The sequence below is a fragment of the Pseudomonas sp. 01L34 genome (genome assembly GCF_056400265.1).
Window position 1 is genome coordinate 469,705 of record NZ_JBFTSX010000001.1, and the last position, 16,019, is coordinate 485,723.

Sequence of the window (16,019 nt, forward strand, 5' to 3'; positions counted from 1 at the left end):
GCTCAAACATTTTTATCTCCCGTACGTACCGCTCCTGAACTCTGTTTTGTCGGTCGACCACCGAGCAGCCCCTCCTGGTCCGGCAGCATTTCGCCGATCTGGAGGCCGTTATCGTCGATGTGGTACTGGCGCAACTGATCTGAATGGGCGCTGGCTCGGACCTTGACCACGGCCATGATCCGCAACAAGCGGCTCTCTACTTCAATATAGCGTTGAACGATGATCGCATCGGTGAGAAAGGCGGTGCCGTAAGGACTGAAACGCAGATCGGTGTAGCGGTCTTCCAGCTCGGAGGTCATCAACACACTGACCCCGGCGCCGGTCAGCGCGGTGACCATGCGTGACAGCGACTCGCGGAAGTCATCGCGGAAGGTCGGCGCCAGCGCCAGTTCGAAGCCCGACAGCGAATCGATGACCACGCGGGTGGCTTTCAGCCGGGTGATCTCGCTCAACAGCAACTGCACGATTTCGTCGATGGAGAGGTCCGGGGCCCGGCTGTCCACCAGACCGACCTGGCCACTCTGGATCAGGCCAGCGAGGGTGGCATTCTGGGAGTGATTGGGCCGCTGTTCGAACACCGCGATCACGCCGGTTTCGCCATTGCGCGCGCCTTCAGCGAGAAATGTCGCGGCCAGAATGCTTTTGCCCGAGCCCGAAGGCCCGGCTACCAGCAAGGAATAACCACGGGGCAGACCGCCGCCGAGCATCTCGTCGAGCTGCGGCACGCCCATCTTCAGGCGCTTGATAGGGAACTCCAGCGGCGCTTCAACCGGGTTGGGGGTCGTTGGCGCAAAGACCTTGATCCCCGACGTCGCGATGCGGAAGGTATGCAGCCCCGGCAGTGTCGGTTGGCCGCGCATCTTCATGATTTCCATCTTGCGCACCATGGAATTGCGCTGAACGCTTTGACGCAGCCAGATCAGGCCATCGGCCACGGTGAAAATCGGGTTGGTGTCGGTTTCGGTGAAATATTCGCCGATCAGGAAGGTCGTCGCCTGCCAGGTGGTCATCAACATGCCCAGTTGCTGAATGAACTGCGGCAGGTTGTTGTTGGGGTTGTCCTGGGTTTGGCTGGCCAGCACCACCGAACGGAACGAGTCGACGAACACCAGCGACGGAGAGTGCGCCTCCACCTCGCTGACGATGCGCCGCAGCACTTCGTCCAGATTTCCGGCGAGGGTGTCGTTGGCCAGGTTGATATAGCGAATCGAATGGTTGATCGCTTCACTGTCGAAAAAATCGAATTGCTGTTGATAGCGCAGCATCTTCAGTGGCGGCTCGCCAAGCACCGTAAAGAACAGCGCCGGACGTTCGGGCGTCGCCAGGGCAAACATCATCTGGTGAGCGAGGGTGGTCTTGCCGCAGCCGGGAGGGCCGGCGATCAAGTTGAACGAAAACTCCGGCAAACCTCCGCCCAGCACCTCGTCCAATCCTGGCACGCCGGTGGCCAAGCGGTTGATAGTCACTTTGGTGCTCATGGCGAATTTTCCTGCGATGGGGTGTCGCTCAAAGAAGGTTCCCACACGTCACGAAGCAACCGTGCGGTGAGCGAGGGCCCGATCAGCGTGGTCAGCAGTTCGTAGAAGGTGATCAGCATCACTTCACCGAAAAACAACGCATCGGCTTCGCTTTGTTCAACGAGTACGGATTTGAGGGCAGCCAGATCCAGCGCGGCCTGCACGCGGTCATAGGTACCGGCCAGGCGCGGATGAGCGCAAGTGCAAAGCTGGAGGCTACGGCGGTAAAGCGCGGCAACCCCCTGCGGCCCAATGATGGGCGTGAGGGCTGCGTCCATATCCTGCAAGGTTGAAACGATCGCTTGGGCGACCCTCGCAATGTCCGCGTCGGGACCAACACGGTGCGCCAGAGAAGCTACGATCTGGCGGCTCTCTTCGCTTAGCGTGGACATGACGGACTAATATCTGATGGACAGAGCCTGATGGTACACCTTATCTCGAGTTTATCGAGACTCAGTTCTGAGGCAGTATTGAAAAAGCAGTCTGATTGTCCTTTTGGCTGTGATCTGAGCTTGATCCCATCGGTACGGGCTGGAGAATCGGTTAAAGCAAGGGTGTGATCGTCTCTTTTTCTGACGATGCCGAGAGAAAAGCCTCCTTTTTACCGGCGCCAGTGGCTCGCTGTGGGGCGGTACGGTGCTACGAGACGGACGCGTTGTGCTGGCTGTGCAATCTCATCTGCCCATTACAACCTATCTGAAAATATTCAAATCTCAGTGAAAATGACCGTCTACGCTTGCGTGTGTGCGGTGGTGATTTTGGTGATGGGTATCTCATGAGTCTGAAGAAAACCGTTGCACAACTGGTGACTTTGGCCGTAGTCGGGTTGGCGGTGCTGCTCGGTTGGTTTGCTTGGGATCATTACACTCGATCACCCTGGACTCGTGATGCGCGAGTGCGTGCCGATGTGGTGACGCTATCAGCCGAGGTCTCGGGACGCATCATTAGCTTGCAGGTGCAGGACAACCAGCATGTGCAGAAGGGCCAGTTGCTGCTGGAAATCGACCCGGCGCGTTACGCACTGGCGGTCGAACACGCGAAGCGCTCAGTCGAAGTGGCGAAAGCCACTGAGGGCCAGTCGAAGGCATCAATCATTTCCAGTGAGGCCTTACTCAAACAACGCCAGAGCGAAGAGCAGAGGCGAAGGACGCTCAAGCAGCGTTTCGCGATCTCCGGCGAAGAGTGGGAAAAATCCAGTACCGAAGTGGCGGTAGCTCAGGCGGACCTGTTGAGAAACCAGGCCAACCTTGGCTTGGCGCAAGCCAATGTGCAGCTGGCTATTGCGGCCTTGACCCAGGCCGAGCTGGATTTACAACGAACCCGGGTGGTGGCGCCGGTCAGTGGCTATGTGACGAATCTGCTGACCCGCGAGGGTGACTTCGCTAGTGGTGGCGGTGCGCTGTTGGCGTTGGTTGACAGTCAATCCTTTTATGTTAGTGGCTACTTCGAAGAAACCAAGTTGCCGCGAATCAAGGAGGGTGATCGGGTCAGGATCGAGTTGATGAGCGGCGAGACCTTCGGCGGCACCGTACAAAGCATCGCTTTTGCTATCGCCGACCGTGAGAACTCCCCCGGCAGTCGCCTGCTGGCCAACATCAACCCCAGCTATACCTGGGTCAAACTGGCGCAACGAGTGCCGGTGCGGATTCAGATCGACGCCGACTATATCGCCAAAAACAGCCTGCGTGCCGGGACCACGGCCACGGTGACCGTCATGGAAAACCGGGATAATCAGGCAACCCACTAACCCCATATGGGGACGGGCTTATGTGGCGAGGGGGCTTGCCCCCGTTCGGCTGCGCAGCAGTCGTAGATTGGGGCCGCTTCGCGACCCAACGGGGGCAAGCCCCCTCGCCACAAAGGCTCGCTCCCACAGGGATATGCGTTGAATTAAAGACCGACAAAAAAAAAGCCCCGCGACCGAATGAGGCGCGGGGCAAAGAATTTGGTTGGGTTGCGGCCAACCAAAGGGGCACGTTAAAGCATTACTTGCTGGCGACCGTCTCTGGCTGCCAGCCGCCGCCGAGGGCTTTGTAGATCGCGACGATGCCGCGATACAAATCGACTTCGGCCTGGGCCTGGGTGTCTTCGGCTGCAAGACGCTCACGCTGAGCATCGAGCAGGACGAGGAAGTCCACGGTGCCTTCGCGGTAGCGAATTTCGGCGAGGTCCGCAGCGGCGCGGCTTGATTCGCTTTGACGAATCAGCGAAATCAGGCGCTGCTGGCGTTTGCCGTAATCACTGAAGGCGTTCTCCGATTCTTCCAGTGCCAGCAATACGTGCTGCTCATAGGTCGCCAAGGCGCCCTCGGCTTCAGCATCGGCGCCGCGCAAACGGGCGCGCACGCTGCCCAGGTCGAACGCCGCCCAGGTGATGCTCGGGCCCAGTGCCCAGGCATTGGCCGCCGACGAGCCGATCTGCGAACCGCGCCCGGCAGTCCAGCCAAGAAAACCGCTGAGGCTCACCCGAGGGAACAAGTCAGCCTTGGCCACGCCGATACGCGCAGTGGCAGCCGCCAGTTTGCGTTCGGCGCTGCGGATGTCCGGACGCCGTTGCAGCAGTTCACCCGGGTCGCCGATGGGCAGGGCCTTGGCGATCGCCGGCAAGTCTTTTGGACTCAGGTCGACGGTCAGCTTGTCTGGACGTTCACCCAGCAGGGTGGCGATGCGGTTGCGCTGACGAACCTGTTCGGCTTGCAGTTGCGGCACGCTGGCTTCGACAGACGCCAGGCGCGCATCGGCACGAACCACGTCCAGCTGATCGCCAACACCGGCGTCACGCAGGCTTTCGGTGATTTTGCGTGACTCCTGCTGATTGTTCAGGTTGGCCAGCGCGATTTTTTCTCGCAGTTGCGCGCCGCGCAGTTGGCCATAGGCGTCCACCAGTTCGGCAATCATGGTGACTTGCAGTTGGTAAAGATCGGCTTCGGCCGCTTGCTGCTCAGCGTCGCTGGATTCCAGGTTGCGCTGGATGCGACCGAACAAGTCCAGTTCCCAGGCCATGTCCAGGCCCAGGTCATAGCGTTCGCTGTTGACCCGTTTGGTGGTCTGACCCGGAATCTGCCCTTTGCCCAGATCGCTGCTCGCGCGGCTGGTGATGGTCGGCATGGCGTCATTGCTGGCGTCATCGCGAATCGCTCGGGCCGCTTTCCAGCGGGCAAAAGCCACACGCAAATCACGGTTGCCCTGCAAGGATTGCTTCACCAACTGATTGAGGGTCGGATCGTCGAATTGCTGCCACCAGATGCCTTCGAAACGGGCGCGGTCAAAGTTCTTCTGACCGGCGCTGCCATCGTTGGCGGCCGTGATGTTGGCCGCCTCGGTGGCTGGGGTTTTATAGTCCGGGCCGACGGCACAGGCGCTCAGCGCCAGTACCAGCAGGCTCGGCAGGAAGGCTTTCAGGCTCATTGTTGCGCCTCCAGTTGCTTTTCCAATTTCAGTGCCTTGGCCGCTTTGCGTTGCTCACCGCGCTCCACAAAGTTGCGAATCAGTACGTAGAACACCGGCGTCAGCAACAGACCGAAGAAGGTCACCCCGAGCATCCCGGAGAACACCGCCACACCCATGGCATGACGCATTTCGGCACCCGCACCGCTGGAGAAAACCAGTGGCACAACACCCATGATGAACGCGAAGGAGGTCATCAGGATCGGCCGCAGACGCAGACGGCAAGCTTCCAGTACCGCTGCCAGCGGGCCGAGGCCTTCTTCCTGTTTATCCTTGGCAAACTCGACGATCAGAATCGCGTTCTTACAGGCCAGTCCCACCAGTACGATCAAGCCGATCTGGGTAAAGATGTTGTTGTCGCCGCCCGAGGCAATCACCCCGGTAATGGCCGACAGCAGAGTCATCGGTACGATCAGGATCACCGCCAGTGGCAGGCTCCAGCTTTCGTATTGAGCAGCGAGCACCAGGAACGCAAGCAGTACGCAGAGCGGGAACACGAACAGCGCAGTGTTGCCGGACAAAATCTGCTGGTAGGTCAGGTCGGTCCACTCGTAGGTCATGCCGTTCGGAAGTTCATCCTTGAGCAGTTTCTCGATGGCTTTCTCGGCCTGGCCGGAGCTGTAGCCTGGGGCTGCCGCACCGTTGATTTCAGCGGTGATGAAGCCGTTGTAGTGCATCACGCGGTCTGGCCCCGAGGTGTCGCTGACCTTGATGAAGGTCGCCAGCGGGATCATCTCGCCACGGTTGTTACGCACTTTCAGCTGACCGATCTGGTCCGATTCGAGGCGGAACTGTTGCTCGGCCTGAACGTTGACCTGATAGGTGCGACCGAAGCGGTTGAAGTCGTTGGCATACAGCGAACCCAGGTAGATCTGCAGGGTGTCGAAGATGTCGCTGACGGCCACGCCGTGAGTCTTGGCTTTTTCCCGGTCGATAGCAGCATCGACCTGCGGCACGTTCACGGTGTAACTGGTGAACAGACCGGCCAGTTCCGGCACGCTGCGGCTCTTGGCGATGATGTTCATGGTTTCTTTGTACAGCTCGTCATAGCCCAGGTTGCCCCGGTCTTCGATCTGCAGGCGGAAACCGCCAATGGTCCCCAGGCCTTGTACCGGCGGTGGCGGGAAGATCGCCATGTAGGCTTCCTGAATCCCGGCGTACTGGCCGTTCAACGCGCCGGCAATCGCACCGGCGGACATGCTCGGATCCTTACGCTCGTCGAAAGGCTTCAGGGTGACGAACACGATGCCGGCGTTCGGGCTGTTGGTGAAACCGTTGATCGACAGGCCGGGGAAGGCCACCGCGCTTTCCACGCCAGGCTGTTTCAGGGCCAGGTCGGACATACGCTTGATCACGTCTTCGGTACGGTCCAGGCTCGCGGCATCCGGCAGTTGTGCGAACGCCACCAGGTATTGCTTGTCCTGGCCAGGTACGAAACCGGTCGGCGTATTGGAGAAGCCGAAGAAGGTCAACACCATCAAGCCTGCGTACAGCAGCAGGGCGATACCGCTGCTGCGGATTACCCGGCCCACGGTGCCGACATAGCCATGGCTGGCCTTGTCAAAGAAACGGTTGAACGGACGGAACAACCAGCCACCGAAGATCTTGTCCAGCACCTTGGAGAAGCGGTCCTTCGGCGCGTCATGGCTCTTGAGCAACACAGCGGCCAGTGCTGGCGACAAGGTCAGCGAGTTGAAGGCCGAGATCACGGTCGAAATCGCAATCGTCAGGGCGAACTGTTTGTAGAACTGACCGGTCAAGCCGGAGATGAACGCGGCCGGGATAAACACCGCACACAGCACCAGCGCCGTCGCGATGATCGGACCGGTCACTTCACGCATCGCACGCTTGGTGGCTTCTACCGGAGTGAGTCCGAGCCCGATGTTTCGCTCGACGTTCTCCACCACCACGATCGCATCGTCGACCACGATACCGATGGCCAATACCAGTCCGAACAGCGATAGGGCGTTCAACGAGAAGCCGAACAGGTGCATCACGGCAAACGTACCGATCAGCGAAACCGGCACCGCCACCAACGGGATGATCGAAGCGCGCCAGGTTTGCAGGAACAGGATCACCACCAGCACAACCAGGATCAGCGCTTCGAAGAGGGTGTGAACCACCGCCTCGATGGAGCCGCGCACGAAGATCGTCGGGTCATAGACGATGCTGAAGTCCATGCCTTCCGGGAAGTTCTTCTTCAGCTCGGCCATTTTCGCCCGAACGTCGTTGGAGATCTGGATCGCGTTGGAGCCTGGGCGCTGGAAGATCGGAATCGCCACCGCCGGCTGGTTGTTCAGCAAGGAGCGCAGGGCGTATTGGCTGGAGCCGAGTTCGACGCGAGCGATGTCTTTGAGGCGAGTGATTTCACCATTTTCGCCAGAGCGAATGATGATGTTCTCGAACTCTTCCTCGGACACCAGACGGCCTTGAGTGTTGACCGACAGCTGGAATGCCGTGGCATTCGGTGCGGGCGGAGCACCCAGGGCACCGGCCGCCACTTGACGGTTCTGTTCACGAATCGCGGTGACCACATCGGTGGCGGTCAGGTTGCGCGAAGCGGTCTTGTTCGGATCGAGCCACACCCGCAGCGAGTAATCGCCCATGCCGAACAGCTGCACATCACCGACACCGCCCAGACGCGCCAGCTCATCCTTGATGTTGAGCAAGGCGTAGTTGGACAGGTAGAGCATGTCGTAGCGTTTGTCCGGCGAGGTCAAGTGCACAACCATGGTCAGGTCGGGCGATGCCTTGTCGACGGTGATACCGATGCGCGTCACTTCCTCGGGAAGCTTGGGCTCGGACCGGGTCACGCGGTTCTGCACCTGCACCTGCGCGTTGTCCAGGTCGGTGCCCAGGGCGAAGGTGATGGTCAGGGTGATCTTGCCGTCAGCGGTGGATTGCGAGGACATGTACAGCATGTTCTCGACGCCAGTGATGGCTTGCTCCAGAGGAGCGGCCACGGTTTCACCGATGACTTTAGGGTTGGCGCCCGGGAAGTTGGCACGGACCACCACGGTCGGTGGTACCACTTCCGGGTATTCGCTGATCGGCAACTGGAACAGCGAGATGGCACCGGCGATCAGGATCAGCAGCGACAGCACCGCTGCGAAGATCGGCCGTGAAATGAAGAATTGGGAGAAATTCATCGGAGTAATTGCCCCTTAACCGCGTGGAGTCGCAGCAGCCAGTTTCACAACCGTACCCGGCGCAACCTTGGCAGGTGCGACTTGGGGCAGGTTGCTGGCTTCCAGCGCTTGTCGTTGTTGAGCGAGGGCCGCGAGGGTTTCCTTGCTGGCCATCGGGATCACTTCAGGGCTGACCGGCGAACCAGGGCGAACCCGTTGCAAACCCTTGACGATGATGGTGTCGTCTTTGTTCAGGCCGCTGCGCACGATGCGCAAACCTTCGATTTTCGGACCCAGCTCGACGGGGCGATAAGCCGTTTTGTTGTCGGCATCCATCACCAGCACGAACTTTTTACCCAGGTCGGTACCGACCGCTTCGTCGTTGATCAACACCGCGGAGTAGGTGCCGCTGCCCACCAGTTTCAGGCGTGCATAAAGACCCGGGGTGTAGCTGCCGTCTCTGTTGTCGAACACCGCACGACCGCGGATGGTGCCGGTCTTCGGGTTGACTTGGTTGTCGACGAAGTTCATCTGGCCCTGGTGCGGGTTGCCGTCTTCATTGGACAGGCCCATGTAAACCGGGGTAGTGGCGCCGCGTTGACCCTGGCGGGCGAGCTGGTTGTACTTGAGGAACACACGCTCGTCGGCGTCGAAGTAGGCGTAAACCTTGTCGGTGGACACTACGCTGGTCAGGGCGGTGGTATCGGCGGTCACCAGGTTGCCGGCGGTGATTTCCGCACGGCTGACGCGACCGCTGATAGGCGCAGTCACGCGGGTGAAGCTCAGGTTCAGTTTGGCCAGGTCCAGTTGAGCCTGAAGCGCGCCGACGGCGGCGCGAGCTTCTTGAGCAGCGCTGGTGCGCGAGTCGGCGAGTTCGGCGGAAATCGCGTTGCTGGTGCGCAGACGTTCGCCGCGTTGGGCTTCGTTTTCACTGCGGGTGGCTGTGGCGCGAGCTTGCGCCACCAGGGCTTCGAGGCGGCGGACCTCAGCCTGGAACGGACGCGGGTCGATCTGGAACAACAGATCGCCTTTCTTGACCAATGCGCCTTCGGTGAAGGTTACGTCATCGATCTGACCGGAGACCCGTGGACGAATCTCAACCGTTTCCGGCGCTTCCAGGCGCCCGGTGAATTCGTCCCACTCGTTGACCGGTTGCTCCAGCACCTTGGCCACGCTGACTTTGGCCGCGGGCATGGTGGCGGCAGCGTCCGGAGTCTTGCCGCAGGCGCTCATCACCATCACGGCCAACAGGGCCAAGGGGAAGCGCAAATGTTTGAGTGACTGTTCCATGGATGCATCCGCCAATGTATTGAGATGGGCGGATAATGCTTGGCGGGGCGGTATCAAACGAATCGAACGAGGCAAAGGTAACTATCATTCGGAATGATATAAGCCAGAAGCAAGCCCTCTAGCATGCACCTTTCGTTAGCGGGCTATCAAATGAAATGATGACAATTGTGTGTTGCGTGGAGTGCAAAGGTCTGGCTTGAAACCGTGTAGTGGCCTTCGCGGGCAAGCCTCGCTCCCACTGGGGATTTGTGTATCGTTGATCCGGTCCAGGAGCGAGGCTTGCCCACGAAGAGGCCATCAGCCTCAATACAACATCAGGATCAGGCCAGACTATCCGGATCCCCGAAGAATATTTTGACTTGACTCCAGGGCGGTGGTTTCAGGTGATAAAAAACTGGCGATGCCCCCACTTTTACCCCCACTCACTATTAGAGTCAGGGGCATCGTGCGCAGCTGTCAGGGCGTCTAGAAAATTCAGGGTGATTCACCGTGTCGATGGCACCCACCTCAGGAATGCTCTATCACCATCACCGCAGTGGTGTCCGCCTCGAGTGCTTCGAACACGTGAGGCACATTCGCCAGGTAGCTGATGTAGTCGCCAGCGTTCAGCAATACAGGTCCAGTCGCCGGGCCGATATGGGCGCTGCCGCTGCACAACACCACGTGCTCTACGGTTCCCGGTGGGTGAGGCTGAGACAGCCGAACTTCGCCGGGCTGCACTTTGAGCCGGTAGATATCACGTTGTACTCCCGCCGGGCAATCGGCAAGCAGTGTCGCTGCATAATTGGCAGTCTCGGCATAGGTCGTCATACCCTCGTTGGCGCGAATCACCCGCAGGGTCTGCTGGGGTTGCTCGAAGAACCGAGTGACTTGCAAGCCCATTGCCATCGCCAGCGACCACAAGGTTTCGAAGCTGGGGTTACCGATTCCCGACTCCAATTGAGACAAGGTTGACTTCGCCACCCCCGCGCGCTTTGCCAGCTCGGTCAAGGAAAGCCCGGCGGCCAGGCGCTCGCGTTTGATTGAAAGGGCCAGCAGATCGATTCGGCTCGGGTTATTTCTCAGTAGGGTGTTCGTTATGTCGGTCATTTGTTTTGTAAATCGTCCTGAAATGGGTTGACGCTCTCAGGCGTCTTGTTCAGTATAGTGGTCATTAGTTCATTATAAAGTTCGATTTGCCGAACCAACCCCCGCGAATGGCGGCTTAGGTTACGGCAATGCCGGCAGCAAGGAAGCAGTGAGTGATGAAGTCGCAAACCCGTGGGACGCTCGAAATGATTTCGGCCATGGTGATCTCCGGCACGGTGGGCTGGTTCGTCATCATGTCGGGGCAGAGCCCGGAGGCCGTGGTGTTCTGGCGTTGCTTGTTCGGCGCCATGGCGATGCTGGTCACATGCCTGGTGCTTGGGGTGCTGCGCCGCTCCCTGATCACCGCCCGGCAGTTCATTCTGGTATGCCTGGGCGGGGCGGCGCTGATCCTCAACTGGGTGCTGCTGTTCAGTGCCTACAAACATTCCTCTATCGCCATTGCCACGGTGGTCTACCACGTTCAGCCGTTCATGCTGGTTGGTCTGGGTGTGCTGTTTTTCGCTGAACGCCTCAGCACCGCCAAGGTCGGCTGGTTGCTGTTGGCCTTCGCCGGTCTGATGCTGATCGTGTCCGCCAAAGGCAGCGGGCAGGGCACTGGCGTCGACTACCTGCTGGGCGTTTGCCTGGCCCTGGCTTCAGCCTTCTTCTACGCAGTGGCGGCGGCGATCACCAAGCGCCTCAAGGACTTGCCCGCGCACCTGATCGTGCTGATCCAGATGGTGGTAGGCGTGCTGGTCCTGGCACCGTTCGTGGATTTCAGCAGGGGCGATACGGTCGAGGGCGCCTGGACATACCTGATCATTATCGGCGTGGTCCATACCGGGCTCATGTCGACCCTGCTGTACAGCGCTATCCAGAAAATCCCCACGGCGCTGGTCGGGGCACTGTCGTTCATCTATCCGATCGTCGCCATCCTGGTCGACTGGGTTGCCTTCGCCCACCCGCTCGGCGTCCTGCAAGTGATTGGCGCGAGCGCCATCCTGTTGGCGGCTGCGGGCATGAACTTCGGTTGGTCGCTGGGCCGCGCCCCGCGTCAGGAAGTGATGTAGGGCTCGGCGAGAAACCTCCTGCTGATCGGAGCGGAAGCCTTTACCTCCGTCGTCAACCCGCAAGACCGTGCCACTTGGCCGATCTTTGGTGCCGGCGCCTCCACGGCCCGTCGCACCATGGACGGTACGGACAATCGCCATGCATGACCGCTGTGGATAGCGCCCGGTCGCAGCGATCAGGCGCTACGCCGGTTTGATTCAAAGGCTCTCAGGGTCGCCAAAAAACATCTGAATCCGAGACCTCAACCACCGCTCACCCGGATCATTATCCTGCGACCCGCGCCAGGCCATGTGCAATTCAAAGCTGCGCACCGGCAACGGTGGATCTTCCGCCCGAACACCACCGGCGGCGGTCAACGCTTCGGCGGTGTAGTCCGGGACGGTGGCCACGATGTCGGTGCCGCTGATCAGTGTGCTCAGCCCATTGAACTGCGGCACCGCCAGCACCACGTGCCGTTTGCGCCCCAGCTTCTCCAGCTCTTCATCTATAAAGCCGCTCAGGTCGCCCGCGAACGACACCAGCGCGTGGGGGCGGGCGCAGAAGTCATCCAGGCTCAACGGCCCCGGCACGGAGTCGGCTCGCAACAGTTTCGGCATGCTGCGGCGCAGTACTTTGCGCTTGGCGTTGGCCGGCAGGTCGGCGGTGTAGCTGACGCCAATGGAAATTTCGCCCGAGGCCAACAGGTTCGGCATCAGGATGTAGTTGGCCCGACGCACCACCAGCACGATGCCCGGTGCCTCGGCGCGCAGCCGCTTGAGCAGCATCGGCAGCAACGCGAACTCGACATCGTCCGACAGGCCGATGCGGAACACCGCGGTGCTGGTGGCCGGATCGAATTCCGCCGCGCGACTGACCGCGGTGGAAATCGAATCCAGGGCCGGCGAGAGCAGGGCGAAGATTTCCACCGCTCGGGCGGAAGGTTCCATGCTGCGGCCCGTGCGCACGAACAACGGGTCATCGAACAGCCCACGCAGGCGCGAGAGCGCCGCACTGATGGCCGGCTGGCCGAGGAACAATTTCTCCGCAGCGCGGGTCACACTGCGCTCGTGCATCAGTGTTTCGAAAACGATCAACAGGTTCAGGTCGACACGACGCAGGTCATTACGATTCATCTGGGGTCCTGGCAGATTCAGCAAACTTGACGTGAGCGACCATATGAGAACAATGGCCGGCGTGAATCTTACGGGGAAAGGCTGGTACTCTGCACAGGGTAATTCAGTTTTCCCTGAAAGGCTGCTTCGGTTTTTACGGCATTGGATGATGTCGCCGTCGCTGCGGAATCAATGACAGGCATGTCGACTATTAATAGCCACTGATGGTCTTGGGTAGAAAGCCCAGATAGAGTTCAGGGCATTAGAGGTTACTTTGACGAGGTTTGCGATGTCCCGCACGATCCGTTTTCACAAGTTTGGTCCAGCCGAGGTGCTCAAATGCGAAGAGCATGCGGCCGCTCTGCCTGCGCCGGGCGAAGTGCAGGTGCGTGTCGAGGCGATAGGCATCAGCTGGTACGACATTCTCTGGCGCCAGAACCTGGCCTCGTCCCATGCTCGCCTGCCTTCAGGCCTGGGTCATGAAATGGCCGGCGTGGTCACGGCGCTCGGCGAGGGGGTCGATGACCTCGCTATCGGTGACAAGGTCGCCAGCTTCCCGGCCGAAAGCCCCAACGATTATCCGGTCTACGGCGAACAGATCGTTCTGCCACGCACGGCGCTGACCCGCTACCCGGACGTGCTCAGTCCGGTCGAAGCCAGCGTGCATTACACGCCGCTATTGGTCGCCTATTTTGGCTACACCGATCTGGCGCGCGTCAAGCCCGGGCAATTCGCTCTGGTGACCGACGCCAGTCACTGCGCCGGGCCGTCGTTCGTACAGCTGGGCAAAGCCCTTGGTGTGCGAGTAATCGCTGCGACCAAAACCGCGGACGAGCGTGAATACCTGCTGTCGCTGGGTGCCGAAAAAGTCATCGTCACCGAAGAAGAAGATCTGCTGATGCGGATCAACAAAATTACCGACAACCGTGGCGTCGATGTGGTGTTCGATGGCCTGGGTGGCCCGCAGATGTCGCTGCTCGGCGATGTGCTCGCGCCTCGCGGCAGCCTGGTGCTCTATGGCCTGCAAGGTGGTAACCAGACGCCATTTCCGGCCTGTGCGGCGTTCCAGAAGAACATTCAGTTCTTCGTGCACTGCATCGGCAACTTCACCGGCAAACCGGAGCTGGGCATCCTCCAGGATCAGGCCGCACTGCAACGTGCCCTGCGCGACATCAACCAGTTGACCGCAGACCATGTGCTGCTGCCGCTCAAGACTCGGGTATTCCCGTTTTCCCAGTTTGTCGAAGCACACCGCTACATGGACGAATGCCCATGCCGCGAACGGGTCGCCCTTGAGGTCGAACCTGCCTGAGCTCTTCGTACGAGCCCCTTTGTATAAACCCCTCTGGAAAGGTCCGTGCAGGCACGGACTTTTCCGCTGTCAAAACCTCCAAAATGAGACATCCCATCGATCCCTCGGTGGGGCGGTTCAGCAACTGAACTGGTTTTTGCTCTCGATCTGTATCTTCTAATCATTATGTAAGCCCTGATAATTGAATGATTATTTCATCTCAAGGAAAGAGTCATGGCTGGGTATCAGGTTGAAACTTTTCAACGCGCATCGGCAATACATGCTCAACAAATAATTCGACGCCGCTCGGCGGTCATACATTTACTGGCAACTTCTTTCTTTATTTCTTGTATTACACGTCTGTGGGATGTTGTCGGAAATTTCCTAGGACATCGCTCGGGGCCGAAAAACACCCGTCCTGCCTGGCGTTGCGGCGGTATTGCCCTGTTTGGGGTTCTCGAGACATGCAACCATTTCAAATAATTACAAAATGCTTAAGTGCTAGCATTTGATAACAACCCCGGCACCCCATTCATGACAGGCAATCCGTCGCGCAGTGCATGTAATTGTTTGCGTGGCGTCGAACTTATGAGTAACAGGTAAACAATGATGACCCATACCCATGAACAGGCAATGAATTATGTTTATCAACAAGTACTGCAGCGCTTGCTGAGCTTTTTCTCTCGCGCCGAGCGCACGGCATTGCAACTGATGATTCAGCGCCTGGTGGTGTCGGCTGGAGGTATGGAGCGTATCGGCGATTACAAGGTGTTGGCGATCCAGTCCGGGTCCCGTGACAGCTGCTACACACTGGCGCTGCTGCGCGCCGCGCAACTGAGTATCGCCGGTCGGGCACCGGCGACGTTTCAGCTGCGAGTGGCCACTTTGCGCTTGAATGGTACGGCTGCGACAGCACTGGAAAACATCCATCGCAGCAGCAGTGCATTGTTTCTCTACGACGATCCCCGGGTCGAAATGTTGATGGTCGATAATCGTGAGGTCCTGCCGTTCAATCACTTGGCGCCAATCTCCGATGCCGGCCGCGAGTCGAATCGGCTCAACCTGCTGATGGTCGGGCACCGTCGGGCCTGGAACGGGCCGCTTGAGTTGTGGGACGACGGGTACCTGGCCACAGGTGATTTTTATGGACAAATTGCCCGCTGGGACAACGGCGTCGATGTCATGGTCAGCAGCGATTCACCCCGTCGGCAGGCGCAGTTTATCGAGGGTTTGAACCGTGCCGCAGCCAAGGCCGGGCTTGCGCCGACGAGCCGCCATGAAACGGGCTACGAGGGATTGTTCGCGCGGCTCGATGAACTGGGCAGCGACTGCTATCGCGAGTTTTATCCCGACTCTGCTCAGGCTGCGTGGCGTCCTGCCGAGCGCTTTGAGGCCTGCCGTCGCACGACCTTCATCGACATCCACGACATGCTGGTCAGCAACCTGGAAGAGCGCTGGCCGCTGCTCACTGACTTCCTCGGCTTCCAACCTGACGAACTGACGGCTCAACTCAGTGATAACGACCATGTCAGTCCGTCGATATCCGCGCACCTTCGCGGCTTGCAAGCGCGCTTTGTACACGGTCGCACCTACGAAGAGGGGGTCAGCGAATACCTGCAGCGGGCGTTGGTGATGATGCGTCGTAAACAATTGCCCGAGCGCTTTTGCGAGCAGGCAGTGGAGACCTTCGGCAATCCGCTGACCATGGCCGATCAGCGCGGATTGGCGACAGCCGAGGCACAAAAAAATCTCGGTTTGAGTGAAGCCCAACTGGTGTGCCTGCTGTTCGCCCCGTTTGTCGATAACGGCGCGGCCCTGGAGCATTTTCTTCGTCAATGCCATCCCGGCATGCTGGTAGCGCTGCCGGAATTGCACCGGGCGATGCAGGGCGGTCCGGCACCCGAGCAGGTTCTGCAGTGGATGGTGGATGTCAGCGGGTTACCGGTCAGCCTGATCGGTACGCTTTACCGCATGAGGCCGGTGGTTCGGGATGAGGGTAGGGTGCCAGACACGGAAAGCGGCGACGCGGGCGTGCAAGTCGAAGACATGGACCCCGAGAATGAAACAGCAGTGACTGGCGAATGGTCGATGGGCCAGTGAATGTTCCTGGTTTGGCG

11 protein-coding genes and 1 pseudogene are annotated in these 16,019 nt (G+C 59.5%); 5 read left to right on the forward strand and 7 right to left on the reverse strand.

From position 1 onward, the window contains the following. Nucleotides 1-2 precede the first annotated feature (2 nt). Complete coding sequence (locus AC1DQM_RS02075; RefSeq protein WP_477745781.1) at nucleotides 3-1,478, reverse strand: ATPase domain-containing protein; 1,476 nt, start codon at nucleotides 1,476-1,478, stop codon at nucleotides 3-5. Next, the gene (locus AC1DQM_RS02080; RefSeq protein WP_225602876.1) at nucleotides 1,475-1,909 is read right to left on the reverse strand and encodes a hypothetical protein; all 435 of its coding nucleotides are present in this window, start codon (nucleotides 1,907-1,909) and stop codon (nucleotides 1,475-1,477) included. Before AC1DQM_RS02080 ends, AC1DQM_RS02075 begins: the two co-directional genes overlap by 4 nt. A gap of 383 nt (nucleotides 1,910-2,292) precedes the next feature. On the opposite strand from AC1DQM_RS02080, the gene AC1DQM_RS02085 reads away from it, so the two are divergent. Continuing rightward, nucleotides 2,293-3,264 carry an HlyD family secretion protein gene (locus tag AC1DQM_RS02085; protein ID WP_371924272.1) on the forward strand — a complete coding sequence of 324 codons (972 nt, stop codon included), beginning with the start codon at nucleotides 2,293-2,295 and terminating at the stop codon, nucleotides 3,262-3,264. 238 nt (nucleotides 3,265-3,502) lie between these two features. Here AC1DQM_RS02085 and AC1DQM_RS02090 read toward each other — a convergent pair whose 3' ends face one another. The 4 genes from AC1DQM_RS02090 to AC1DQM_RS02105 form a co-directional block, all read right to left on the reverse strand. After that, nucleotides 3,503-4,924: an efflux transporter outer membrane subunit gene (locus tag AC1DQM_RS02090; RefSeq protein WP_018926021.1), complete on the reverse strand. Its 1,422-nt coding sequence runs from the start codon at nucleotides 4,922-4,924 to the stop codon at nucleotides 3,503-3,505. After that, entirely contained in the window at nucleotides 4,921-8,112 is a 3,192-nt protein-coding gene (locus AC1DQM_RS02095; protein ID WP_018926020.1) for an efflux RND transporter permease subunit, read from the reverse strand. The genes AC1DQM_RS02090 and AC1DQM_RS02095 overlap by 4 nt, the downstream gene beginning before the upstream one ends. Before the next feature lie 15 nt (nucleotides 8,113-8,127). After that, nucleotides 8,128-9,381, reverse strand: a complete 1,254-nt coding sequence (gene mexE, locus AC1DQM_RS02100; protein WP_018926019.1) for a multidrug efflux RND transporter periplasmic adaptor subunit MexE — start codon at nucleotides 9,379-9,381, stop codon at nucleotides 8,128-8,130. A gap of 507 nt (nucleotides 9,382-9,888) precedes the next feature. Continuing rightward, nucleotides 9,889-10,470 (reverse strand): helix-turn-helix domain-containing protein, encoded by a 582-nt coding sequence (locus AC1DQM_RS02105; protein WP_477745782.1) that lies wholly within the window; start codon nucleotides 10,468-10,470, stop codon nucleotides 9,889-9,891. Between the two features lie 155 nt (nucleotides 10,471-10,625). On the opposite strand from AC1DQM_RS02105, the gene AC1DQM_RS02110 reads away from it, so the two are divergent. Further along, nucleotides 10,626-11,519, forward strand: a complete 894-nt coding sequence (locus AC1DQM_RS02110; protein WP_477745879.1) for a DMT family transporter — start codon at nucleotides 10,626-10,628, stop codon at nucleotides 11,517-11,519. Nucleotides 11,520-11,531: 12 nt separating this feature from the next. Then, nucleotides 11,532-11,666, forward strand: a pseudogene (locus AC1DQM_RS02115) (beta-ketoacyl-[acyl-carrier-protein] synthase family protein); the annotation flags it as partial. A 51-nt stretch (nucleotides 11,667-11,717) separates the two neighbouring features. On the opposite strand, the gene AC1DQM_RS02120 reads toward AC1DQM_RS02115, so the two are convergent. Further along, nucleotides 11,718-12,632, reverse strand: a complete 915-nt coding sequence (locus tag AC1DQM_RS02120; protein WP_086944243.1) for a LysR family transcriptional regulator — start codon at nucleotides 12,630-12,632, stop codon at nucleotides 11,718-11,720. 268 nt (nucleotides 12,633-12,900) lie between these two features. On the opposite strand from AC1DQM_RS02120, the gene AC1DQM_RS02125 reads away from it, so the two are divergent. After that, nucleotides 12,901-13,923, forward strand: a complete 1,023-nt coding sequence (locus AC1DQM_RS02125; protein ID WP_019649900.1) for a zinc-dependent alcohol dehydrogenase family protein — start codon at nucleotides 12,901-12,903, stop codon at nucleotides 13,921-13,923. 588 nt (nucleotides 13,924-14,511) lie between these two features. Beyond that, nucleotides 14,512-16,002, forward strand: coding sequence for a hypothetical protein (locus tag AC1DQM_RS02130; RefSeq protein WP_477745783.1), 1,491 nt, complete (start codon nucleotides 14,512-14,514; stop codon nucleotides 16,000-16,002). The last annotated feature ends 17 nt before the right edge of the window (nucleotides 16,003-16,019 follow it).